Below are 22,818 nucleotides of genomic sequence, written 5' to 3'. Positions count from 1 at the left end.
TGCAATGCAGGAAGGCCACCCCTGGGGTGGCCTTCTTGTTTATTGGTTTCATGGGGGTATCGGCTCTGTGTGCCGGGAGATGAGCCAGTCAGCCGGACTGCTCCGCCAGCGTGATGACGCGGCCACCCTTGTCACAATACATGGCCCTGTCGGCCTGGATGAGCCACTGTTCCGGGCTCCAGTCATGCTGGTAGTGGCTGACGCCGATGCTGATGCCCACCTGCATCGGCTGGTCATTGACCACGAAGGGGGCCTGCATGGCCTGGCGGATCACGGCGGTGACCTCCTCTGCCTGACGAATATCGTAGCCCGGCAGCAGCAGGATGAACTCGTCCCCCGCCAAGCGGGCAAAATAGCACTGGTGGCCGATGGCGTCGTGGATCCGTCTGGCCAGCTGGCAGAGGATGGCATCCCCCTGGCTGTGGCCGAAGTTGTCGTTGATGCGCTTGAAGTCATTGAGATCGCAAAACAGCAGGCAGCCCGGATTGTCGCTTTGTACCTGGTGTTTCAACTGCTCCATCAGGCTCAGGCGATTGGGCAGCCCGGTAAGGGGATCGAGGCGGGCCAGTTGCAGTATCTCCTGCTCTCGCTGCTTGCGCAGGGCCACTTCCTGGTTGAGCCGCTTGTTGCTCATCAGAAGATAGAGGGAGAGCAGCAGGATGAGACCACCAACACCCAGGCTCAGCAGGAACCAGGGGCGCCAGAAGATCCACTGTTCTGAGGGGACCTGATAGAGGAAACGGGTCAGGGAGACCGGCTTGGCAAGGAGGCCTATCTCCACCAGCTGCTGCATGATGTGAGCGAAGCGATCCGGATTCATATACCCGATCTCCACATAGAGCGGCTGGATCATCTCCTTGCTCATCTGCAACTCGTATTCCATGTGGGCCTGGCTGCGGTTGACGCCATACTCCGTGCGCAGCAGGGCGATGGCTTCCTCGGGGTGGGTGAGGGCATAGCGCCATCCCTTGAGGCTGGCTGCACGAAAACGTGCCACCCGCTCCGGATTGAGCCGCTCCTGTGCCTGGGTGGTGAAGAGAATGTCGCTGTAGAAATCGATGCCGTAGTTGCGAGGGTTGATGACGGACACCGAGATGCCGCGCTCTTCCAGATAGAAGGGCTCATTGCTCAGATAGGCGTTGAAGATGTCTATCCGGCCGGCGATCAGATCGTCGATGTTGACCGAAGTGGGTACCGGGATGAGCTGGCGCTCGTGAAGCCCCTGATAGTAGAGGGTGGCCAGCAGTTCGGCATCCTGATGACCCGGAAACATCATGATCCGTTTGCCACGCATGTCCGCAACGGTGAGAATGCCGCTGTCGCGGCGTGCCAGGAAGATGGAGGGAGAGTGCTGGTAGACGCTGGCCAGCGCCAGCAGCGGCTTGCCCTGGGCGTAGTGGGTCAGCACCTCGGTGTTGCCGACGCCAAAGTCGGCGCGTCCGGCCAGCACCTCCTGAACCGGACTTATTCCCTTGCCACCTGGCCTTATCTCGACATCCAGACCAGCGTCGGCGTAATACCCCTTGGCCTTGGCCATGTGATAGCCCACAAACTGGGGCTGATGCAGCCAGCGCAACTGCAATACCACCTTCTCCGGCAGATCACGTGTCCGTTCACTGGCCTGGAGGGGCGAGAAGCAAGTGATGCCAAGCAACAACAGCCAAAACAGGCATTTTTTCATTCGTGCGATTCTTGTGCTGAGGGTCCATGAAGATGGCCTGCAGGCCTGCATTCAAGTTGTTAACAAATAACATTCTAAAGGGTTATACATGTACCGGATACAATTGCAGCACAAAGATTTCATGGTGATCAACAAGCGTCCGGGCATTGGCATGCACGATGATGCCGGCGAGCCGGGTCTCGTCAATCGGGTCAGAATGGATACCGGTCTTGACCTCTATCCGGTCCATCGACTGGACAAGATGACCTCTGGGCTGGTGCTGCTGGCCCGCACCGCCGAAGCGAATCGCGCCCTCAGCATGGCTTTCGCGGCGCGGGAAGTGAGCAAGCAGTATCTGGCCCTCTCCGATCGCAAACCGAAGAAGAAGCAGGGCTGGGTGAAGGGGGACATGGAGAAAGGGCGAGGCGGCAGCTGGATGCTGAGCCGCACCCAGGATAACCCGGCCATCAGCTGGTTCGACTCCGTTTCGGTGCGCGAGGGGCTGCGCCTTTATCGCATCAAGCCCCGGACCGGCAAGACCCACCAGATCCGGGTGGCCTTGAAGAGCGTGGGAGCCCCCATCCTCGGAGATGAGCGTTACGGCGGCACGGCGGCGGATCGCGGTTATCTGCACGCCTGGCGCCTCGCCTTCACCCTGGCAGGTGAGAGCTTCGATCTCGTCTGTCCGCCCGATGAGGGGGCGCTGTTCCTCCTGCCCGAGTTGCATGCCGTCATCGCGGAGATCTCCGAATGAGCGCTGCAGCCGCGAGAGTCCCAGCCCGCGGCTGGATCCTGGCCGACTTCGATGACACGCTGGCGCCGGATGACAGCCATGCAGGGTTGCTGCGTTTCATCTTGCGCCGCCGTATCTGGCCGCTGCTGCTGTGGCCACTGATGGCGCTCGGCGCCGTGATCTATCTGCTGCCAGGTCAGCGCAGTCGCGGCATTGCACTCATCTGGTGGGCCATCACCCTCGGGCTATCCCCCCTGGCCTGGCGCGCCCTGGTACGGCAGTACAGCTTGACCCGGCCCGATCTGTATCGGGAGGCGCGAGCCCTCTTGACGGGGGAGGGGTACCGCTGCTGGGTCATCTCCGCCAGTCCCCGCGCCCTAGTCCGTGCCCAGATCCATCGTCAACTGCCAAGGCTCCCTCACCGCATCATCGGCTCGCGGATGGGTTACCGTTTCGGCGGCCTGGTGCCGCGCTTCTATTGCCATGGCAGGCACAAGCTGCTGCCCGAGCTCCTGACCCTGGAGGCCGCGCTCACCCTGAGTGACAGCCTGCACGATCTGCCCCTGCTGGCGTTGGGGGAGCAAGCCTGGCTCATCAATCCGCAAAGGACTCGATTGCTAAAGGCGAGGGCGGTACTGCCCCATATCGAACCCCGTTATTGGTCGCTGTAAGGCAAAGCTGACAGCCTTGCGGGACGCTAACGAGCGCAGTGCAAGGCTGGGGCTGTGATGTCACATTTCATTTACATTTTTTGGCGCGGACCCCCGCCAAACTATCTGAACGCCGCCCCTTCTCATTCCCTGCGCTCGCCACTCTAATGAAACAAGTTGTTAACAATGCCGTGCGGGCTGCCTGTCGAGCCCTTGCGGCGTGACCCGTTTCGTTATCAGTTCATCGCAAGGAGCGCATCATGACCACCCCCTCTTCCCGTACTCACACCATCAACCCCCTTGGCACCGACGGGTTTGAGTTTGTCGAGTACACGGCGCCGGATCTCAAGGGCATTGCGGCCCTCAAGGCGCTGTTCGTCTCACTGGGCTTTGCCGAAGTGGCCAAGCACAGGCACAAGCAGTGCTGGCTCTATCGCCAGGGGGACATCAACTTCGTGGTCAATGCCGAGCCCCACTCCCAGGCGGAGGAGTTTGCCCGGGCCCATGGTCCGAGCGTGTGCGGCATGGCGTTTCGGGTGAGCGATGCCGGCCGTGCCCAGCAGTACGCCATCGGCCAGGGGGCCAAGCCGTTTGTGGGCAAAATAGGCCCCATGGAACTCAACATCCCCGCCATCTACGGCATCGGCGAGAGTACCCTCTCCTTTGTCGATCGCTATGGCGAGCGGGGCTCCATCTATGACGTGGACTTTATCTTCTACCCCGACTGGCAGGCCCGCATGGCCGAGGTGGACGCGGGGCTCTATGAGATCGACCACCTGACCCACAACGTCCATCGCGGCAACATGAACCTCTGGTCGAATTTCTACGAGCGGATCGGCAACTTCCGGGAAATCCGCTACTTCGACATCGAGGGCAAACTGACCGGACTGCACTCGCGCGCCATGACGGCCCCTTGCGGCAAAATTCGCATTCCCATCAACGAGTCGGCGGACGACAAGTCCCAGATAGAGGAGTACCTGCGCCAGTACAAGGGGGAGGGGATCCAGCACATCGCGCTCGCCTCTGCCGACATCTATCACACCATCCGCACGCTCAGAGGGCGGGGAACCGGCTTCATGCCGACGCCGGACACCTACTACGAGAAGGTGGACAGCCGGGTCGCGGGTCATCAGGAGGATCTGGCGGCGCTGAAAGAGCTGCGCATCCTCATCGACGGCTCGCCGACGAAGGACGGCATCCTGCTGCAGATCTTCACCGACACCGTGATCGGGCCCGTGTTCTTCGAGATCATCCAGCGCAAGGGCAACGAGGGCTTTGGTGAGGGCAACTTCCAGGCACTGTTCGAATCCATCGAGCTGGATCAGATCCGCCGTGGCGTGCTGGACGGATCCACGCAAGGGGAGGTGAACAGTGCCGCGCAGGGCCAGAAAAACGGAGAACCGAGCGATGCGTAACTGGATAAGCTTCCCCCATCGGGAGGGAACCCACTCCCGCCAGGCCCATGCCGACCTGCCGGAGCAGGCCATCTATGAGCGCGAGCTGGGGCGCTCGGGCTTCTTCGGTCCGGCCACCCACATGCACCACAAGCATGCTCCCACCGACTGGGTCAACTGGGAAGGGCCGCTTCGGCCACGGGCGTTTGACTTGAACGATCTGCAGGAGGAGGTGAGCTCCCTCTCCCCCTGGGTGATGCCGGATATTCTCAGCAACCCCCACTGCCGCTACCGCATCTGGCGCCTGCATGAGCCCATGCCGTTTCTGGTGCGAAACGCCGATGGCGACGAGCTCCTGTTCATTCACGAGGGGAGCGGAGAGTTCTATTGCGACTACGGGCACCTCATCTTGAGAGATGGCGACTATGTGGTGATCCCCCGTGGCACCATGTGGCGCATCGAGCCCACCGCGCCCCTCTTCATCCTGATGATAGAGGCGACGGAAGACAGTTATCAGCTGCCGGACAAGGGACTGGTGGGCAATCACGCCATCTTCGATCCGGCGGCCCTGGACGTGCCCGCCATCAACGAGCGCTTCCTGGCCCAGCAGGATGAAAACCCCTGGTCGCTGCAGATCAAGCGCCACGATCAGGTCTCGGTCGTCACCTGGCCGTTCAACCCGCTGGATGCACAAGGGTGGCACGGGGACTTGTGCGTGGTGCGCCTCAACTGGCGGGATATCCGCCCGCTGATGAGCCACCGCTACCACCTGCCTCCCTCGGCTCACTCCACCTTCGTGGCGAGCAGGTTCGTGGTCTGCACCTTCGTGCCGCGTCCCATCGAGAGTGACCCAGGCGCCCTGCGGGTGCCCTTCTACCACAGCAACGACGACTTCGACGAAGTGCTCTTCTACCACGCCGGGGACTTCTTCAGCCGGGACAACATCAAGCGGGGCATGGTCACCTTCCACCCTGCCGGCTTCACCCATGGTCCCCATCCCAAGGCCTTTGCGGCGGGACTGGCTCATGCCAAGACCTTCACCGACGAGGTGGCGGTGATGCTCGACACCCGTGATGCCCTGGCCGTCGGCCCGATCTGCGAAGGGGTCGAACACCCCGGTTATGTCACCAGCTGGCAGCGTCCAGAGACGCTCGGCAAATAAGGAATTCGATATGAAACTGGCAACCCTGAACAATGGCAAGCGCGACGGCGCCCTGGTGGTGGTGAGCCGCGATCTGGCGCGCGCCGTCCACGTGACGACCATTGCCCCGACCCTGCAGTCGGCCCTCGACCAGTGGGGCGAAGTGGCGCCGCAATTGGCGAAGGTTTATCAGCGACTCAACGAGGGCGCCTGCCCCGACGCCTTCCCCTTCGATGAGGAGGCGTGCCTCTCCCCGCTGCCCCGCGCCTACCAGTGGATTGACGGCAGTGCCTACGTCAATCACGTGGAGCTGGTGCGCAAGGCCCGCGGCGCCGACATGCCAGAAAGCTTCTGGCACGATCCCCTGATGTATCAGGGCGGCTCTGACAGCTTCCTGCCGCCCCGTGGCCCCATCGTGATGGGCTCCGAGGAGTGGGGTATCGATTTTGAGTCGGAAGTCGCCGTCATCACCGACGACGTGCCCATGGGCACCTGTTCGCAGGGGGCGGCGAGCCACATCAAGCTCTTGATGCTGGTCAACGACGTGAGCCTGCGCAACCTCATCCCCGGGGAGCTTGCCAAGGGCTTCGGCTTCTTCCAGTCCAAGCCCTCCAGCAGCTTCTCGCCGGTGGCCATCACCCCGGACGAGCTGGGGGATGACTGGCGCGATGGCAAGGTCCACCTGCCCCTGGTGACCCACCTCAACGGCGCCCTGTTCGGGCAGCCCGACGCCGGGGTGGACATGACCTTCAACTTTGATGAGCTGATTGCCCATGCCGCCAAGACAAGGCCGCTCGGGGCGGGCTGCATCATCGGCTCGGGCACCGTATCCAACTACGACAGAAGCCGGGGATCCTCCTGCCTTGCCGAGCGGCGGATGCTGGAAATTATCGAGTCAGGTCAAGCCACTACACCCTTTCTGCGCTTTGGTGATACAGTGTCCATCGCGATGCAGGATCGCAACGGGATGAGTCTGTTTGGCACCATTTTGCAGCGGGTCACGCAAGCAACGGCCGAGCGGGCGAGCTAGGAGAGCCCGACCCCTGGAGGGGCGGGCGACACGGCAGGTGGCAGACACCTGCCACCACAGGGACACACTATGCTGCAGTTGTTTGGATATTGGCGCTCATCGGCCAGCTTTCGCGTGCGTTTGGTACTGCAACTCAAGGGGCTCGATTATGAGCAGCACCCGGTCAACTTGCGGCAGGGTGAGCAGAAGGAGAAGGCCTACCGCCGGGTCAATCCCCAGGGGCTGGTGCCGTTTCTCGTGGACGATGACGTGCATCTGGGTCAGTCGGTGGCCATCATGGAGTACCTCGACGAGACCTATCCCGCCTACCCCCTGATGCCCTCCGCCCCCATCGAACGTGCCCGGGTGCGCCAGATCGTCAACATGATCGCCTGTGACACCCACCCCCTCAACAACCTGCGCGTGCTGCACTACCTGGAGCAGGAGCTGGGGCAGAGCAAGATGGCGCGGGATGCCTGGTATCGCCACTGGATTGACGAGACCTTCACCGCGCTGGAACAGCTTCTCATGACCACCGCCGGCATCTATTGCGTGGGCAACGAGGTCACCCTGGCGGACTGCATGCTGGTGCCCCAGGTCTACAACGCCCGCCGCTTCGACATGACCCTGGATGACTACCCCACCATTGCGCGCATCGTCGCCAACTGCGAGCAGTTGCAGGCCTTTATCAAGGCCGCCCCCGCCAATCAGCCGGATGCCCAGCCTTGAAGCTGTGCAGACCGGGTCAGCGCGTTGGCCCGGTCTGCCGTCTCTTTCCTTGCCCGGGTTATCTTGCTCGCCTCAGGGCGTGCCATTGGCCCCATAGCGTCGAAACCCCGGCCGCTCTTTCAGTCGCTGGTAGTAGTCATTCACGGCGGGTAGCGACGGGCGATCATAGGGCGTCTCCAGCCAGCGGTTGACTGACAGCCCGATGGGAATGTCTGCCAGCGAGAAGTGCGGACCGGCCACATATCCTCCGGTTGTTTGAAGCTGTCTCTCCAGGATCTCCATGCAGTGAGACCACTGCAGGCAAGCTGCGTGAAGGGCCTGATGGTCTTGATGCTGGGGGGAGCGCCTCACCAGCGACAGGAAGGCGTAGCGCCAGGCGGTGTTCAAGTCCGATGCCTGCCAGTCAATCCATTGATCGACCCTGGCCCTGGCTCTCGCCTCGGCGGGATAGAGTGCATTGGCACCATGGCGCGTCGCCAGGTAGCGGATGATGGTGTTCGACTCCCACAGCGTAAAATCCTCATCCTGAATGACGGGCACCATGGCATTGGGGTTGAGTGCCAGAAACGCCGGGGTATCCGTGGGTTTGAAGCCAGATCCCCACTCCTCCAGCTCGAACGGGAGGGTCAGCTCGGCACAGGTCCACAGTACCTTGCGCACATTGATTGACGACGCCTTGCCCAGTATTCGCAACATCTTTTTCGTCCTTGTCCGGGGTGATGGATGGCCTGTTTGTCGCAGACATGCCACTTCCCTGTTTGCGTAGCCATCAGGGCCCTGCACTGTCACTGACCGTGCGGGGCCCTGTTTTATTGACTGGCGAGTCAGCCGTGGGTGGTCCTGGGCTGGAAATAGGCGATAAATTTGCCGAGTTTCTCCCCGTCGTAACTCTTCCCCTTCTCCAGCAGCCCGGTGTTGAAGGACTCGAGCAGCCTGCCCTTGGCATCCAGCACGTAGAAGTGGGGCACCCCCAGATACTCGGGGTAGGCTTTCAGGAAGGATTCATTCTTGTTCTGCTCGCTGACGTTCACCTTGACCACCACGAAGGTGCGGTTGAGCTGGCCGGCGAGATCGGGTTCCCGGTCTAGAAAGCGGTTCATCTCCTGGCACCAGCTGCACCATTCGCCCCCCACCAGCAGCAGGATTTTCTTGCCCTCGGCACTGGCCTTGGCGGTAGCGGCGGCGAGATCGCGGGCCGGATCCCGCGTCTCGTCATAACCCTGGCTGTAATCGGGCAGGCTCTGACTCCAGAGGTGGTCGCCCGCGCAGGCGGCGCCATTGAAAAGGAGGGTGCCCAGTATCAGGGGCAGTAACAGTCGTTTCATGGTCTCTTCCTTGTGTCGTTATCTTTGCTTCCAGGCGCAGACAATGTGACACGAGGCGTTTCCTGCGCCAAGCCGCAAACAGGGAAGGGAAAGGCAAAAAGCTGCAATGGAATGGCAGAAAACAACAAAGCCCCTCGAGAGGGGCTTTGTATTCAGGTCAGGGGCGATCAATAACCCTGCTGGTGGACGTCCATCACGGCGCGACCGGAGGGGTCGGCCATCTCCTTGAACTTGGCGTCCCATTCGAGCGCGGTTGGGGTGGAGCAGGCGACCGACTTGCCGTAGGGCACGGTGCGGGCGGCGGACTCCAGCGGGAAGTGCTCGTCAAAGATGGCGCGGTAGTAGTACGCCTCCTTGGTGAGCGGGGTATTGACGGGGAAGCGGAAGGCCGCGGCCTCGAACATCTGATCCGTCACCTCTTCCTCGACCATGGCTTTCAGGCTGTCAATCCAGGAGTAGCCCACACCGTCGGAGAACTGCTCCTTCTGACGCCACGCCACTTCGTGGGGCAGCAGATCCTCGAAGGCTTCCCGCAGGATGTGCTTCTCGATCTTGCCCTTGCCGCACATCTTGTCGGCGGGATTGAGGCGCATCGCCACGTCCATGAACTCCTTGTCGAGGAAGGGCACGCGGCCTTCCACGCCCCAGGCGGCCATGGACTTGTTGGCCCGCAGGCAGTCATAGAGGTGCAGGGAGGCGAGCTTGCGCACGTTCTCCTCGTGGAACTCACGGGCGTTGGGGGCCTTGTGGAAGTAGAGGTAGCCGCCGAACAGCTCGTCGGAGCCCTCTCCCGACAGCACCATCTTGATCCCCATCGCCTTGATGTAGCGGGCCATCAGATACATGGGCGTGGAGGCGCGGATGGTGGTGACGTCATAGGTCTCGAGGTGATAGATGACGTCCCGCAGGGCATCCAGCCCTTCCTGCACGGTGAAGTGGATCTGGTGGTGGATGGTGCCCAAGTGATCGGCCACCTTGCGGGCGGCGGCGAGATCCGGCGACCCTTCCAGGCCGACGGCGAAGGAGTGCAGCTGGGGCCACCAGGCTTCGCTCTTGCCATCGTCTTCCACCCGGCGGGCGGCATAGAGCTTGGTGATGGCGGAGATGACGGACGAATCCAGACCACCGGAGAGCAGCACGCCATAGGGCACGTCGCACATCAGCTGGCGCTTGACCGCCGCTTCCAGGGCCGCTTTGAGCTCGGCCTTGTCGCTGACGTTGTGCTCGACCGGCGCGTATTCCATCCAGTCGCGTTTGTACCAAGTTTTAAGCTCGCCATCCTTGCTCCACAGGTAGTGTCCCGGCGGGAAGGTTTCGACGCTCTTGCACACGGGCACCAACGCCTTCATCTCGGAGGCGACGTAGAAGTTGCCGTGTTCGTCGCGGCCGGTATAGAGGGGGATGATCCCCATGTGGTCGCGACCAATCAGGTAGGCATCCTGCTCAGCGTCATAGAGGATGAAGGCGAAGATGCCGTTCAGATCGTCCAGGAACGCCGGGCCCTTTTCCTTGTAGAGGGCCAGCAGCACTTCACAGTCGGAGTGGGTCTGGAACTGGAAGTCGACCTTGAGGTTCTTCTCCAGCTCCTTGTGGTTGTAGATCTCGCCGTTGACGGCCAATACGTGTGTGCGCTCGGGGTTGTAGAGAGGCTGTGCGCCGTTGCCCGGATCGACGATGGCCAGGCGCTCGTGCACCAGGATGGCCTTGTCGGAGCTGTAGACGCCGGACCAGTCAGGCCCGCGGTGACGCAGTCGCTTGGACATCTCCAGGGCCGATTTGCGCAGGGCAGTGGCGTCGGTCTTGATGTCCAGAATGCCGAAAATAGAACACATTGGCGGTAATCCTCTTGATTTTTATATGAGCCCCCCACGTTTGGGCTCGAAATTCCATTTACATTCCTCGCCAATCACAATGCCTAGCGGAAAACCCTTTTGCAAGCGGGAAAACCGCAGAAAATCATGCCGTAAGCGTCAAGTTGCGCCAGAGGATGGCGGCCGTCCGGCCGCCTGAAGAGAGAGAGTCAGGGTTGACGTGCGCGTCAAGTCGCGGCGGGTTCGAAGATCACATAGAGCTTGCGGCAAGGGGTGAGGGTCTCCCACTGCCCGACAAAACCGGCGGGAATGACGAACTGATCCCCCGGTTTGAGGTGCAGCCGGCCGCCCTGCTCGTCGTGGATCACCGCCTCCCCTTCCAGCATCTGGCAGTATTCGTGTTCGGTATAGTGAACGGCCCAGCAGCCCGGCTCGCAAGCCCAGAAGCCCACGTGAAACTGCTGGCTCGGGTCGGAGTAGTGGTTCCATGCCGTCTGGCTCGGCGTTCCGGCCCTGATGCGCTCGGAGGCGGGCATCATCGGGGTGGGGGAGACAGTGTGCTTGTCCAGCAGGATCCAGTCGTTCAGGCTCTTCATAGTGCGTCCTTGAGTGGCGATGGAGCATCCTGCTCCCGTTTAGTTTGTTTAACGATGTTGCGCTTACGTTAAACGAAACGGGCCCCCTTTGCCAAGGGGGCCCGTGCAGGCTGAAGGCTACCGGAAGGGCGGCACCCGGGATCAGACGATGTCGATGTCCACCACGGAGTCGAAGATGTGGTTCGGTCGAAACGGCATGCGGTCGATGTCCGCCACCTTGCTCACCCCGGAGAGCACCAGCACCGTCTCGAGACCGGCCTGGAAGCCTGCCAGGATGTCGGTGCGCAGGTTGTCGCCGATGATGATGGTGTCGTCGGAGTGAGCCTCCATCCGGTTGAGGGCCGCGCGAATGATCCAGGCGCTCGGCTTGCCGACGTAGAAGGGCTTCTTGCCGGTCATCCGCTCGATGGGGGCACACAGGGCGCCGCAGGCCGGGTACATCAGGGGGCCGTGGGTGTCGGGGTTGGTGGCGATGAAGCGGGCCCCCTGATCCACGAACTTGGCGCCCTGCTGCATCATGGTCCAGTTGTAGTTGCGGGTCTCCCCCACCACCACGAAGTCCGGGTCGATATCGGTGATGGTGAAGCCGGCTTTATAGAGCTCGTGGGTCAGGGCCCCTTCGCCAATCACATAGGCCTTCTTGCCATCCTGGCGCTTGAGAAAGTCGGCGGTGCCCATGGCGGAGGTGTAGAAGCACTCCTCGGGCACCTCTATTCCGGCGGAGCGGAAGCGGTTTTGCAGATCTTTCTGGGTCTGGGCCGGGTAGTTGGTGAGGAACAGGAGCTTGCTGCCCTGCTCCAGCAGGCGGTGGACGAAGCGGTCGGCGCCGGGAATGAGATCGTTGTTGTGCAGGATGACGCCGTCAATGTCACAGATGACGTTTTTCTTCATGAATTCTCCTTGTAGGGCGCAAGAGCGGGGACAGGGCCTCCCTCTGTTCGTCTCTTCAATCGGTTATGGTTTTTGTGCCGCCATTATAAGGCCCTTTGATGACAAGTCTCCTCCGGCGGGCCAGATGGGTGCACAATGAAGGCGAAGGGAGGGCGCCGCCCCGGTGGTGCCCGCACGGAGTCTGACGATGGAGCCGTCATCATGGAGCACTTTATTGCCGACTTGCCCAAGCTGGAACTGCACCTACATATCGAGGGGACCCTCGAACCCGAGCTGATGTTCGCCATCGGCCAGCGCAACGGGGTGGCGCTGCCCTGGCCCGATGTCTACAGCCTGCGCGCCGCCTATGAGTTCGACGGCCTGCAATCCTTCCTCGATCTCTACTACCTCGGCGCCAGCGTGCTCATCCACGAACAGGATTTCTTCGACCTCACCTGGGCCTATCTCGAGCGCTGCGTTGCCGATCACGTGGTGCACGTGGAGATCTTTTTCGACCCCCAGACCCACACCGCCCGCGGCGTGTCCTTTGCCACCGTGCTGGGGGGCATCGAGCGGGCGCTGCAGGCTGGCGAAGCAGCCTTTGGCATCAGCTGGCGTCTCATCATGAGCTTCCTGCGCCACCTGAGTGAAGAGGCGGCATTCGCCACCCTGGCAGAGGCCACGCCGCACCTGGCGCGCCTGCACGGGGTCGGCCTCGATTCGGGGGAGCGGGGCAACCCGCCCAGCAAGTTTGCCCGGGTCTTCGCTCGCTGCCGCGAGCTGGGGCTGCCGCTGGTGGCCCATGCCGGCGAGGAGGGACCTGCGGACTACATCTGGCAGGCGATCCGGGAGCTCGGGGTGCAACGCATCGATCACGGGGTGCGCTGCGTCGAGGATCCCTCGCTGCTGAGCTATCTTGCCGACACACGGCTGCCCCTCACCGTCTGCCCCCTCTCCAACGTGCGGCTCAGGGTGTTTGACCAGATGGCCCACCACAATGTGCTGAGGCTGCTGGAGCAGGGGCTCTGCGTCACCGTCAACTCCGACGATCCCGCCTATTTCGGGGGATACCTGGGGGCCAACTTTCAGGCCCTGGCCGACGGGCTTGGCGCCAGCCAGGAGCAGCTGTGCCGCCTTAGTCTCAATGCCGTGGAGGCGAGCTGGCTGAGCCTTGCGGACAAGGTGCGCCTGACCCGGGACATTCGCCTCCATGCCGCCCTGCACGGGGTGAGCCTGCACTGAGCAGGCCGCCTTGCACACCTTGAATGGAGGAGGCCCGCCATGGCTGGCGGGCCTCTTTGTGCCATCGTTGGGCGGGTATCAACCCACCCTCACCAGATACTTTTCCCCTTGTCCCTCCTGCTTGACGTGGGTGAGCAGGGCGGGCAGGGCGTCGAAGTCGCCCACCACCAGCGGCGGCAGGGTCAGCTCGCCGCTCGCCATCTGCGCCATCATGGCGACACCGGCCGCTACCAGACGGCTCCACTGTTTGTCCGAGCCAAAGGCGTGCTGGGCGCCGAGGGCAATCTCGTGCAATGAGTGGCAATGGCTAAAGGCGGGCAGCGGGTTGCGCGCGATGCGCCCGAGCACCGTCACCATGTGGCCGTAATAGCCAAGGGCAGGCAGCAAGGCTTCTGCCTGCTGGCTGGAGACCAGATCGATGATCCCCTCGAAGGGTTCACCGCCGTTGGCGGCCTGCAACTGGGCCAGCCAGTCGGGATCCCGATAGTCCGCCACCCCCTGCACGCCTAGCTGTTTGAGCCACTGGTGGTGGCGCGGGCTGGCGCTGGCAAAGACGCGGGCCCCCTGCTTAAGGGCAAGTTGCACCGCGAAGCGGCCGACACTGCTGCCAGCCCCCGTGATGAGCAGGGCCTCCCCGTGCAGGTGAGGCAGCTTGGCCAGCGCCTGCCAGGCGGTGAGGCCGGGGCAGGGGAGCGCGGCGGCCGCCTCGTCGCTCAGGGCATCGGGCACCGGCATCAGGGCGCGAGCCGGCACTAGGGTGTGGCGGGCAAAGCTGCCGCCGTGGCGCAGGTCGGTGTGATAGGCGACCCGGGTGCCGGGGCGCAGGTGGGTGACGTTGGCCCCCAGCGCCACCAGGGTGCCCATGCCATCGACGCCGGGCACATGGCCTGGCTGCCAGTGGGGATGACCCTGTTCGATGAGTTTCCAGTCCACCGGATTGAAGGCGATGATCCGGTTGGCGACGAGGACCTCGTCGGGCCCGGGGGTGGGGAGCGCTTGCCGGGTGAGAGTGAGCTGGTCCGGTTCGCCGGGGGCGTGCCAGCACCAGGCCTGGGTATGGTTCATGGTGACTCCTTGAAAGAGAGGGGCGCAGATTGAATCACATGGCGTAACAATGTCTTGGGTTGTTGTTGCACTGGCAAGACAACAAGGCGGACCCCACGCTGGTGGGGTCCGCCCGGGAAGAGGTTCGGCGCCAGCCGCCTTATGCCCGCTCTGCCCCATAGACGGGGTAATCGGTCAGCCCTTTCTCGCCGCCGCCAAACAGGGTGGCGGGATCATGGGGGGCGAACGGATGGCCGTGGCGCAGGCGGTTCGGCAAGTCGGGGTTGGCCACGAAGGGGCGACCGAAGCCAATCATGTCGGCCCAGCCCGCCTCGATGGCGGCGCGGGCGCGTTCCCCATCGTACTTGCCGGCGTAGATGAGGGTGTTGGGGAAGGCGTCGCGCAGCCCCTGCTTGAAGCTCTCCGCCATCAGGGGGGCGTCGTCCCAGTCCGCTTCGGCGACGTGCAGATAGACCACGCCGAGCTGGCCCAGCAGGCGCGCGGCGGCCAGATAGGTCTCCTGGGGGTTGGCATCCACGGTGCCGTTGAGGGTGGTGAGCGGCGCAAGACGCACCCCGACCCGGTCGGGACCGATCTCGTCACAGACCGCCTCGGTCACCTCTTTGAGGAAACGCAGCCGGTTTTCGAGCGAACCGCCATAGCTGTCGGTGCGGGTATTGGACTCGGAGTCGAGGAACTGGTTGATGAGGTAGCCGTTGGCGGCGTGCAACTCGATGCCGTCAAACCCCGCTTCCATGGCGTTGCGGGCGGCCTGGCGAAACTGCCCCACCACGGCGTCGATGTCGGCCTGGGTCATGGCGCGCGGGGTGACGGTCTCCACAAACCCCGGGGCATCGCTGCCGTTGTCGACGAATACCTTCACTCCCTTGGCCTGGATGGCGGAGGAGGAGAGGGGCTGGGCGCCGCCGATGTTGTCAGGATGGGTGACCCGGCCCACATGCCAGAGCTGGGCGAACATGATGCCCCCCTCGGCGTGGACCGCGTCTGTTACCTGCTTCCAGCCTGCCACCTGCTCGGCGCTGTGGATGCCCGGCGTCCAGGCGTAGCCCTTGCCAAGGGGATCTATCTGGGTGCCTTCGCTGATGATGAGGCCGGCCCCGGCACGCTGGGCGTAGTAGGTCGCCATCATGGCGTTGGCCACGTCCCCGGGCTGGCTGGCGCGGGAGCGGGTCATGGGGGGCATGACGATGCGGTTGGCAAGGTGCAGCTGGCCGAGGCGAAGGGGGCAGAACAGGGGATCGTGGTGCATGATGGATTCCTCAATCTTTGGGAGTGAGGTGACTCTAAAGGGGATTGTTATTGTGAAAAAGAGGGGGTATTGCAGAAGAGAATTGCCGTTATCGCAGCAATGGCGCGGGAGGGGCCGGGCTCGGGCCAGAAAAAAGAGGGCCAAAGGCCCTCTTTTGCTGCATTGCCACCGATGATCAGGGGGAGAGTGGGGTGACCCGTACTCGCTCGATGCGCCGCTCGCTCACGGCCATGACCTCGAAGCAGAACTGGCCGAGGTGCAACTGCTGACCGACGTCGGGCAGGCTGCCGAAGTGGGAGAGCAGCATGCCCGCCAGGGTCACGTACTCGTCGCTCTCGCTCACCAGACCGTCGCAGTTCAGGGCCTGCTCCACCTGATGGATGTTGGTGGTGCCGTGGATGAGCCAATGCTCGCCCTCGCGCACCACATCGGGGGTCTCGTCCTCGTCCGGCAGCTCGCCGACGATGGCCTCCAGCAGATCGTGGTTGGTGACCAGCCCCTGGATGACGCCGAACTCGTCCGCCACCAGAATGAGGCTGCCCCTGGCCTGGCGCAGCTCCGCCAGCAGCCGGATCACGTTGATGGTCTGGGGCACGATGACGGGCTCGTTCTGTCTGGCTAGTGCTGCCAGGGATTGCCCCTCGTTGAGGGCAAACAGCAGATCCCGAGCCTTGACCACCCCGATGATCTCGTCCAGCTCCCCGTCACAGACCGGGAACAGGCTGTGGGGGGCCCGTTGCAGCAGGGCGCGGATCTCGTCCTCGCTGTCGCTCACGTCGATCCACTCCATCTCGGAGCGCGGGGTCATGATGGTGCGAATGGAACGCTCGGCCAGCGACAGCACGCCGCTCACCATGTAACGCTCCTCTTCACCGAAACCAGGGGGCAGGGGCTGAGCCTGCACCTCTTCTTCGTCCTCCTGCGGGTGGGCTGAGCGTTTGTTCCCCCCCATCAGCTTGAAGATGGCGGCGGTGGTGCGCTCGCGCAGGGGCTGGCGCGCCTCATGGCGCAGGGCACTGCGCTGGGCGAGCTGGTTGAAGAACTCGATGAGCACCGAGAAGCCGATGGCCGCGTAGAGGTAGCCCTTCGGAATGTGGAAGCCGAAGCCCTCCGCTACCAGGCTGAAGCCGATCATCAAGAGGAAGCTCAGGCAGAGCACCACCACAGTGGGGTGGGCGTTGACGAAGCGGGTCAGGGGCTTGGAGGCGAGCACCATCACTACCATGGCGATGGTTACGGCCGCCATCATGACGCCGAGGTGATCCACCATGCCGACGGCGGTGATGATGGAGTCCAGGGAGAAGACCGCATCCAGCACCAGGATCTGGGCGATCACCACCCCGAACCCGGCATAGACGCCGGTGCCGCCTTGCTCCTCGGGCTTGGCCTCGAGTCGCTCATGCAGCTCGGAGGTGGCCTTGAACAGCAGGAAGAGTCCGCCTCCCATCAGGATGAGATCCCGACCGGAGAAGGGGTGATCCCAGATGTGCAGCAGAGGAGCCGTGAGGGTGACCAGCCATGACATGATGGTGAGCAGTCCCAGGCGCATCAGCAGGGCCAGGGAGAGACCGATGATGCGCGCCTTGTCCCGCTGGGCGGGGGGCAGTTTTTTCACCAGGATGGCGATGAAGACCAGGTTGTCTATCCCGAGAACGATTTCCAGGATGATCAGGGTAAGCAGACCGACCCAGATTGACGGGTCCAGCAAGAATTCCATGTGATTGACCTCAATGAAGACAGATGCAGTGAATCGTGGTCACGGCGTGGCCGTGGTGATGGAGACGATCGCTTCAGAGGCGTTGGTTGAGCAGGTACAGATAGGCTTTGATGGGAAAAGACGAAGGGCTACTTCGGGGATTGTCCATGATGGGCAATAAAACCTCGGGTCAAAAGTGAGCCCTGATGATAACGGGAATCCCGTATTTGGCAAGAGGGGGCGGGCAGCGCAGGGGGAAGGTTCGCTCGCCCAGCGGGGCGACAGGAGCGGGCGGAGCTTGCCAGGCAAGCCCCGCCTTGCGGCTTACAACCAGCGTTTCTCGCGGGTGAAGCAGACCGAGAGCCAGGCGTCTCCCAGGGTGTCGCCGAGGCGAGACCAGAGCTCCTGGCGCAGGGCATCCTGGCGTTCGACGGGCCACTCCTGGCCGGGGGCCACCAGGATGTTGAGCTCGAGATCGAAGCGGCGGCCGCTTTTTGCCAGGTGGCTGTAGCACTCGACCCCATGGCGCAGGCGCAGGGCCTCGACTTCGCTGGCCACCAGCCGGGAGACATCCCCCTTGGGGGCAATCTTCAGCACTTCCCGCAGGTTGCGACCGAGCACCTTGATGGGAATAAGGGTGGCACACAGGGCCAGCAGCGAGACCAGCACCGGGTCTATGTAGCGGTTGTAGTGGCCGTAACCCAGGGTATCGAGCCCGATGGCGACCAGAAAGCCGATGAGCAGGGTGGCGCTGAGCAGGGTATCCACCAGCCACTCCTTGGAGTCCACCCGCACCAGCTCGGAGTTGACCCGCTCGGCCACGTCGGCCTCGATGAGATAGAGGATGCCGCAGAAGAAGGTGGAGACGACGGCATAGATGAGGGCGTGGCCGAGATCGATCTCCCGTCCTCCTGCCAGCAGGGAGGTGATGCCGCCATAGAGGGCGCCGAGGCAGAGCAGCAGAATGATGGCGCCGTTGATGACGTTGGCGATGGGTTCGAAGTGGGCGTAGCCGTATTGGAAACGGGCGTCGGAGGGGCGGGTGACCAGGTAGGCGGTGATGAGCCCAAGGCCCGTCATGCCCATGCTGAACAGGGTGAAGATGCCGTCCAGCATGATGGCGTTGGAACCGACGAACAGACCATAGCCGATCCCGAAAATGGCAAAGGTGATGCAACCAAACAGCGACAGGGTCAGGGCCTGTTTTTCGGTGCGAATAAGCGTACTGATAACATGGCTGTAGTGAGCCATAAAAGTCCTCCTTTCAAATGGTGAAGATTGCGCGCGCAAGCGGTTTTCTAGCTGATATACTGCCCGCTCACATGTGAGCGGACTGGTTCGGACACCCGCAAAGAAGCAGGTCCGAACGGTCGTTGTCGCCGGAATGCCGGCATCAAGCAAAGGATGGGAACAAGGATTCATGATCCCGAGACTCGATTACCAGGACAGTTTGTCACCTACAACCCTGCAGTTTCTTGAGTTGCTGGCGCGATCAGCATTTCGTGGTGATATCGAAAAGTCTTATGCAAGCCGGTTGGCGATGGCGACGGATAACAGCGTCTATCAGGTCGTACCTCAGGCGGTTCTCTATCCGCGCAGTGCGGACGATATTGCAGTGATGCTCAAGTTGGCCCAGGGGCCTGAGTACGCGACCTTGAGTTTCTTCCCTCGCGGCGGCGGTACCGGCACCAATGGCCAATCCTTGGGCGGCGGCATTATCGTCGATCTCTCGCGCCATATGAACCAGATCATGGAAATTAATCTGGAAGAGGGTTGGGTGCGGGCCCAGGCCGGGGTGGTCAAAGACCAGCTCAATGCCTATTTGAAGCCCCACGGCTACTTCTTCTCGCCGGATCTCTCCACTTCCAACCGCGCTACCCTGGGGGGCATGGTCAACACCGACGCCTCGGGGCAGGGGTCGCTGGTGTACGGCAAGACCTCGGATCATGTGCTCGGCCTCAAGGCCGTGCTGGAAAACGGTGACATCATGGCGACCGAGCCGGTGACCGGCCAGCGACTGGCGGACAAGCTGGCCCTCGAGGGCCGGGAGGGGGGGATCTATCGCACCCTCTATCGCATCGGCCGCGAGCGGCGCGCCGACATCGAGGCCACCTTCCCCAAGCTCAACCGCTTTCTGACCGGTTACGATCTCAAGCACCTCTATCAGCCCGATACCGACACTCTGGATGTGAGCCGGGTGCTGTGCGGCTCGGAAGGCTCTTTGGGCTTCATCACCGAAGCCAGGCTCAACATCACCCCCATCCCGCGCTACCGCACGCTCGTCAACGTCAAGTACGACAGCTTCCCCTCCGCGCTCAGAAACGCCCCCTTTATGGTACAGGCCCACGCCCTGTCGGTGGAGACGGTGGACTCCCGGGTGCTGGGACTGGCCCGCGCCGACATCATCTGGCACTCGGTGAAGGATCTCATCCAGGATGTGCCCGGCAAGGATCTGCAGGGGCTCAATATCGTCGAGTTTGCAGATACCGACGAGGATGCGCACAAGGCCAAGGTGGACGAGCTGTGCCGGCGCATCGACGCCCTGCTGGCCAAGGGGGAGGCGGGGATCATTGGCTATCAGGTGTGCGACCACCTGCCGAGCATCGAGACCATCTATGGCATGCGCAAGAAGTCGGTGGGGCTGCTCGGCAACGCCGAGGGGCGCAAGAAGCCGGTGGCCTTTACCGAAGACACCGCCGTGCCGCCGGAATCCCTGGCGGACTTCATCATGGAGTTTCGCGCCCTGCTGGACGCTCACGGCCTTGACTACGGTATGTTCGGCCATGTCGATGCCGGGGTGCTGCATGTGCGCCCGGCGCTGGACTTGTGCGATCCGGAGCAGGAGGTGCTGCTGCGGCGCATCTCGGATCAGGTGGTGGCGCTCACCGCCAAATACGGCGGCCTGATGTGGGGGGAGCACGGCAAGGGCTTTCGCTCCGAATACAGCCCCGCCTTCTTCGGCGAGCTGTGGGAAGAGCTGCAACGGGTCAAGGGGGCATTTGACCCGGCCAACCGCATCAACCCGGGCAAGATCTGCATGCCTTATGGCAGCGGCGCTTCGCTTGTCTCGGTGGACGGGCCCAAGCGCGGCAAGTTCGACCGCCAGATCCCGATTGCCGTGCGTGAGAGCTATACCCGGGCCCTCGATTGCAACGGCAATGGTCTCTGCTTCACCTTCGAGACCGACTCCCCCATGTGCCCCTCGGTCAAGATCAGCCGAGACCGCCGTCACTCCCCCAAGGGGCGGGCTGGCCTGATGCGTGAATGGCTGCGCCAATTGTCGGAGCAGGGCTTCGATCCCCTTGCCGAAGAGGTGGCGCTGCAAAGCGGCGGTCTGCGCTTCAAGCAGATCGTCGACAAGTTCCGCAACACAGTGGCCCGCGCCCGCGGCGAGTATGACTTCTCCCACGAGGTGATGGAGGCGATGGAGGGGTGCCTTGCGTGTAAAGCCTGCACCAGCCAGTGCCCCATCAAGGTGGATGTACCCACCTTCCGCGCCCGCTTCATGCAGCTCTATCACAGCCGCTATCTGCGCGGCCCCAAGGATTATTTCGTGGGCACGGTAGAAAGCTATGCGCCCCTGCTGGCCAAGGCCCCCAAGCTGGTCAACTTCTTCCTCGAAAAAGAGTGGGCCCAGAAGGCGACCGAGAAGAGCATCGGCATGGTGGATGTGCCGCTGCTCTCCGTGCCGACCCTGGCCGAGGAGCTGCGGGATCACCGCGCCCGCTATTTCGATCTGCCGGGCCTCGAGGCCATGAGCCCCGAGCAGCGCCAAAAAGTGGTGCTCATCGTGCAGGATCCCTTCACCAGCTACTACGACGCCCCCGTGGTGCGTGACCTGGTGAAGCTGGCCAGCAAGCTGGGCTATCAGCCCTACCTGCTGCCGTTCAAACCCAACGGAAAGCCTCAGCACGTGAAGGGATTCCTGCGCGCCTTCGCCCGTACCGCTGCCAGCAGCGCCCAGTTCCTCAACAAGGTGGCGGCCCTCGGCATCCCCATGGTGGGGGTGGACCCCTCTCTGGTGCTCTGCTACCGGGACGAGTACGTGAAGGCGCTCGGCCCCGCCCGCGGTGATTTCCAGGTGCTGCTGCCCCAGGAGTGGCTGCTCTCCCTGCCTGACGAGGCGCTGCCGCTGCGGGAAGAGGCTGGCACCGACCCCTGGTATCTGTTTGCCCACTGCACCGAGAAGACCGCCAAGCCCACCACCCACGGTGACTGGAGCACCCTGTTCGGCCGCTTCGGTGCGCGTTTGCAGCCGGTGTCGGTGGGTTGCTGCGGCATGGCGGGCACCTATGGTCACGACGCCAAACAGGTGGAGAACTCCAAGGGGATCTACGGTCTGAGCTGGGCCGAGCCCCTAGCTCGCCTGCCGCAAGCCCGTTGTCTGGCCACCGGTTATTCGTGCCGCAGCCAGGTCAAGCGGATGGAGGGGGAGAAGCTCAAGCACCCGCTGCAGGCCCTGCTGGAACTGCTCTGATGCTCCACTTTCCCAAGGGATTCCGGGTGCCGAAGGCCTATCGGCACCCGCATTTTCTGTTGCTCCCCACCACGCCGTCCCAGGCCGTGGTGGAGTTTGTCGCCATCCTGCGCGAGCGGGAGCTGCTTCATCAGCTGTTTCGCCCGGACGATGTGTGGCCCTCCGCCCATTTCAGCCTGAGTCAGCACGAGGCCGACTTGGAGTGGCAGCACTCCGAGTTTCTGGCCAAGCGCTCCTTTGCCTATGGCCTCTGGAGCCCGGACAGGGAGCCCCGCTTCTGGGGCGGGGTTTACCTCTATCCGTCGGTGCTGCCGGAGGTGCAGGTGGAGCTCTTCTTCTGGAAGGTGGCCGAGGTGCCGCTCACGGACAGCGAACTCGAAGCCGAACTGCGCGCCTGGCTCGGCAAGGTATGGCGCTGGTCCGAGCCGCGCCTGCCGGGGCGGGACGGCCCTTGGGCCGAGTGGCCAGGGGTGACCTATCCCTGGTGAGGGTCAATCTCGATGCAAGATGCCCCGGCGTGGGCATCTTTTTTTTTGTGCCCTTTTGGCCGACACTGCTGGTTTGCCACTACAGCGCAGCGATAACCCGTTGATCACGCAAGGAGTCCGCTCACCATGAGTCAAGAAAGCAGCCCCATCTGGCGCAAACCCATGAACCTGGAGGGGCTCAATGCCAGCTCCCGCAACACCCTGATGGCCCACCTCGACATCGTCTACACCGCCTTTGGCCCCGACTGGCTGGAGGCCACCATGCCGGTGGATCACCGCACCCATCAACCGCTCGGCATGCTGCACGGCGGCGCCTCCGTGGTGCTGGCGGAAACGCTGGGATCGCTTGCGGCCAACATGGCGGTGGGGGAGGAGAGTTATTGCGTGGGGCTGGAGGTCAATGCCAATCACCTACGGGCCAAGCGAGAAGGGGTGGTGACGGGGCGCTGCGCACCGCTGCATCTGGGGGCGACGACTCAGGTGTGGCAGATCGAGATTCGCGATGAACGTGGTCGTTTATTGTGCACCAGCCGATTGACCATGGCGGTGCTCAAGCACAAGCGGGACAAGGACTCTGGCGAAGCGTGATCCGCAATAACGCATCATGAGTGAAAAATATGCAAGCCATAGTCGCGAGATCCCTCTATAATTGCCAACGTCTTGAGACACCTATCACATTTTTC

Annotated in this window: 20 protein-coding genes; 10 read left to right on the top strand and 10 right to left on the bottom strand. The window is 62.8% G+C overall.

The genetic code is table 11. The annotated features are described in order from the left end of the window. Positions 1-88: 88 nt before the first annotated feature. On the bottom strand, positions 89-1,681 hold the full coding sequence (locus tag AB5Y80_RS12070) for a GGDEF domain-containing protein (RefSeq protein WP_039038778.1): 1,593 nt from the start codon (positions 1,679-1,681) through the stop codon (positions 89-91). A gap of 88 nt (positions 1,682-1,769) precedes the next feature. Between AB5Y80_RS12070 and AB5Y80_RS12065 the strand changes: the two genes are divergently transcribed. From AB5Y80_RS12065 to maiA, 6 genes are all read left to right on the top strand, one after another. Continuing rightward, positions 1,770-2,414, top strand: a complete 645-nt coding sequence (locus AB5Y80_RS12065; RefSeq protein WP_368172978.1) for a TIGR01621 family pseudouridine synthase — start codon at positions 1,770-1,772, stop codon at positions 2,412-2,414. Beyond that, complete coding sequence (locus AB5Y80_RS12060; protein ID WP_368172977.1) at positions 2,411-3,064, top strand: haloacid dehalogenase-like hydrolase; 654 nt, start codon at positions 2,411-2,413, stop codon at positions 3,062-3,064. Before AB5Y80_RS12065 ends, AB5Y80_RS12060 begins: the two co-directional genes overlap by 4 nt. A gap of 239 nt (positions 3,065-3,303) precedes the next feature. After that, complete coding sequence (gene hppD / locus AB5Y80_RS12055; RefSeq protein WP_041214989.1) at positions 3,304-4,458, top strand: 4-hydroxyphenylpyruvate dioxygenase; 1,155 nt, start codon at positions 3,304-3,306, stop codon at positions 4,456-4,458. Continuing rightward, a complete protein-coding gene (locus AB5Y80_RS12050; RefSeq protein WP_104454326.1) occupies positions 4,451-5,599 on the top strand; it encodes a homogentisate 1,2-dioxygenase in 1,149 nt (382 codons plus the stop codon). The genes hppD and AB5Y80_RS12050 overlap by 8 nt, the downstream gene beginning before the upstream one ends. A gap of 10 nt (positions 5,600-5,609) precedes the next feature. Beyond that, positions 5,610-6,608 (top strand): fumarylacetoacetate hydrolase family protein, encoded by a 999-nt coding sequence (locus tag AB5Y80_RS12045; RefSeq protein ID WP_041214991.1) that lies wholly within the window; start codon positions 5,610-5,612, stop codon positions 6,606-6,608. Positions 6,609-6,677: 69 nt separating this feature from the next. Further along, a complete protein-coding gene (gene maiA / locus AB5Y80_RS12040) occupies positions 6,678-7,316 on the top strand; it encodes a maleylacetoacetate isomerase (protein WP_010675120.1) in 639 nt (212 codons plus the stop codon). A 72-nt stretch (positions 7,317-7,388) separates the two neighbouring features. Here the strand turns inward: maiA and AB5Y80_RS12035 are convergent, their stop codons facing one another. From AB5Y80_RS12035 to AB5Y80_RS12015, 5 genes are all read right to left on the bottom strand, one after another. Beyond that, the gene (locus AB5Y80_RS12035; protein ID WP_368172976.1) at positions 7,389-8,012 is read right to left on the bottom strand and encodes a glutathione S-transferase family protein; all 624 of its coding nucleotides are present in this window, start codon (positions 8,010-8,012) and stop codon (positions 7,389-7,391) included. 128 nt (positions 8,013-8,140) lie between these two features. Next, positions 8,141-8,641 carry a thioredoxin family protein gene (locus tag AB5Y80_RS12030; RefSeq protein WP_183149826.1) on the bottom strand — a complete coding sequence of 167 codons (501 nt, stop codon included), beginning with the start codon at positions 8,639-8,641 and terminating at the stop codon, positions 8,141-8,143. A gap of 167 nt (positions 8,642-8,808) precedes the next feature. Beyond that, positions 8,809-10,473, bottom strand: a complete 1,665-nt coding sequence (asnB, locus tag AB5Y80_RS12025) for an asparagine synthase B (protein ID WP_041213050.1) — start codon at positions 10,471-10,473, stop codon at positions 8,809-8,811. 206 nt (positions 10,474-10,679) lie between these two features. Beyond that, positions 10,680-11,048, bottom strand: a complete 369-nt coding sequence (locus tag AB5Y80_RS12020; RefSeq protein WP_182936152.1) for a cupin domain-containing protein — start codon at positions 11,046-11,048, stop codon at positions 10,680-10,682. 141 nt (positions 11,049-11,189) lie between these two features. Next, positions 11,190-11,939 (bottom strand): HAD-IIA family hydrolase, encoded by a 750-nt coding sequence (locus tag AB5Y80_RS12015; RefSeq protein WP_010675115.1) that lies wholly within the window; start codon positions 11,937-11,939, stop codon positions 11,190-11,192. A gap of 201 nt (positions 11,940-12,140) precedes the next feature. Between AB5Y80_RS12015 and AB5Y80_RS12010 the strand changes: the two genes are divergently transcribed. Next, the gene (locus tag AB5Y80_RS12010) at positions 12,141-13,160 is read left to right on the top strand and encodes an adenosine deaminase (RefSeq protein WP_368172975.1); all 1,020 of its coding nucleotides are present in this window, start codon (positions 12,141-12,143) and stop codon (positions 13,158-13,160) included. A gap of 78 nt (positions 13,161-13,238) precedes the next feature. On the opposite strand, the gene AB5Y80_RS12005 is transcribed toward AB5Y80_RS12010, so the two are convergent. The 4 genes from AB5Y80_RS12005 to AB5Y80_RS11990 all read right to left on the bottom strand — a co-directional run bounded on the left by AB5Y80_RS12005 (position 13,239) and on the right by AB5Y80_RS11990 (position 18,421). Then, complete coding sequence (locus AB5Y80_RS12005) at positions 13,239-14,225, bottom strand: zinc-binding dehydrogenase (protein WP_223956545.1); 987 nt, start codon at positions 14,223-14,225, stop codon at positions 13,239-13,241. Positions 14,226-14,364: 139 nt separating this feature from the next. Beyond that, positions 14,365-15,474 (bottom strand): alkene reductase, encoded by a 1,110-nt coding sequence (locus AB5Y80_RS12000; RefSeq protein ID WP_104454319.1) that lies wholly within the window; start codon positions 15,472-15,474, stop codon positions 14,365-14,367. Positions 15,475-15,649: 175 nt separating this feature from the next. Next, entirely contained in the window at positions 15,650-17,191 is a 1,542-nt protein-coding gene (locus AB5Y80_RS11995; protein WP_039038766.1) for a TerC family protein, read from the bottom strand. Positions 17,192-17,494: 303 nt separating this feature from the next. Beyond that, the gene (locus tag AB5Y80_RS11990) at positions 17,495-18,421 is read right to left on the bottom strand and encodes a cation diffusion facilitator family transporter (RefSeq protein ID WP_041214996.1); all 927 of its coding nucleotides are present in this window, start codon (positions 18,419-18,421) and stop codon (positions 17,495-17,497) included. Between the two features lie 169 nt (positions 18,422-18,590). On the opposite strand from AB5Y80_RS11990, the gene AB5Y80_RS11985 reads away from it, so the two are divergent. The 3 genes from AB5Y80_RS11985 (at position 18,591) to AB5Y80_RS11975 (ending at position 22,723) form a co-directional block, all read left to right on the top strand. After that, complete coding sequence (locus AB5Y80_RS11985) at positions 18,591-21,647, top strand: FAD-binding and (Fe-S)-binding domain-containing protein (protein ID WP_368172974.1); 3,057 nt, start codon at positions 18,591-18,593, stop codon at positions 21,645-21,647. After that, positions 21,647-22,135 carry a hypothetical protein gene (locus AB5Y80_RS11980; RefSeq protein ID WP_368172973.1) on the top strand — a complete coding sequence of 163 codons (489 nt, stop codon included), beginning with the start codon at positions 21,647-21,649 and terminating at the stop codon, positions 22,133-22,135. Before AB5Y80_RS11985 ends, AB5Y80_RS11980 begins: the two co-directional genes overlap by 1 nt. 126 nt (positions 22,136-22,261) lie before the next feature. Continuing rightward, a complete protein-coding gene (locus AB5Y80_RS11975) occupies positions 22,262-22,723 on the top strand; it encodes a hotdog fold thioesterase (protein ID WP_368172972.1) in 462 nt (153 codons plus the stop codon). Positions 22,724-22,818: the final 95 nt, after the last annotated feature.

The sequence above is a fragment of the Aeromonas sp. R2-1 genome (genome assembly GCF_040908425.1).
In the GTDB taxonomy this organism is placed as follows: Bacteria; Pseudomonadota; Gammaproteobacteria; order Enterobacterales; family Aeromonadaceae; genus Aeromonas; species Aeromonas caviae.
This window is presented reverse-complemented; position numbering and strand designations above follow the sequence as displayed.